This is a genomic window from uncultured Campylobacter sp., from assembly GCF_937997595.1.
In the GTDB taxonomy this organism is placed as follows: Bacteria; Campylobacterota; Campylobacteria; order Campylobacterales; family Campylobacteraceae; genus Campylobacter_B.
In genome coordinates, this window is record NZ_CALKTS010000021.1 from 1 (window position 1) to 1,087 (window position 1,087).

Annotated in this window: 1 protein-coding gene; it reads right to left on the minus strand. The window is 46.1% G+C overall.

Annotation, left to right across the window (positions count from 1 at the left end; translation table 11 throughout):
* Positions 1-398: 398 nt before the first annotated feature.
* The coding region (locus Q0614_RS00785; protein ID WP_366125034.1) for a cytochrome-c oxidase at positions 399-1,087 on the minus strand (689 nt) is incomplete at its 5' end.

The window sequence follows — 1,087 nt, forward strand, 5'->3', positions numbered from 1 at the left end:
AAAAATTTTGATAATTATATAATGTTCGTATATAAAAACGGATAAAATTTCGCCGTGCGGCTAAATTTAAAAAACTTCGATTTTTAGGCGGTAGTGGTGAAATTTTACGTCGCTAAACTGCTGGAATTTTAGTAATATTTTGATCTGATTTTGCGTTAGTTGTCGATAGAATTTATGCGAAATAGAATTGCGTGCGAGCTTCTGCTAAATTTTAAACAGATCTAGGCTTGATTTATATCAAAGCTTCACTGCGTGCCGTTAGCGATAAAATTCTACGTCATAAAATTTTAAATTCACGCGCAGATCCGTTTGAGGAGATAAAAATGCAACACTAAATTTTTGGTAGCTAAAAATTTCAAATAATGCCGATTTTCAAAAGTGCCGCTGGTTAGGCGATACTAATCGCAGAAGCGCTTATCCGCGTTATTTGCTTTGCGCTTGGCTAGGAAGTCCGCCTTTTTAGCGGGGTCTGCGAAAAACTCGTCCTGCCTAAGTAGCGCGGCGTCCATTTTGTCCTCGGCTGCCTTGAGCGCGGTGGCGCGATCTGCGAAGCGAGACGGAAATTTCTCATCAAATATCGCTTTATACGGGTGCGCCTTGACCCAGTCCCTAGCGCGTGCCGCCGCATCGCGTTGTTTAGCAAGATCGCAGAATGCGTATGGATTTACCATGTTGCCGACGAGCTGTAAAAACGCCGCGTTCGCGGACTCGGTCTCACGAAATATCTCGTCCTTGATGTCGATGACGCGAGCGAAGGTTAGGAATCGATTTTTGCCCGCGTAGAACCAAAATACCGCGTCGTCCTTAAGCCCCAGATCATAAGCACGTGCAGCGACAGTCATTAGCGTAGTCGGAGCGACCATGTCCGGGGCGTCTTCGATGATTTTGATCGCCTTTTTTAGGCTCGTCACGTCGTTTTTCATCAACAGATCGTCGATCGGCTCGTAAACGTGCACGTATTCGGGCTTACCATCCTTGGCCGAATAAAACGGCGAAACATAGATGTCGATCGAAGTGATTTTTTCCACCTTGTCCTCACCCTGGGCGCTCAAAGTAGCAGCCGCCGCCGCACACAGCAGCAGTGAAC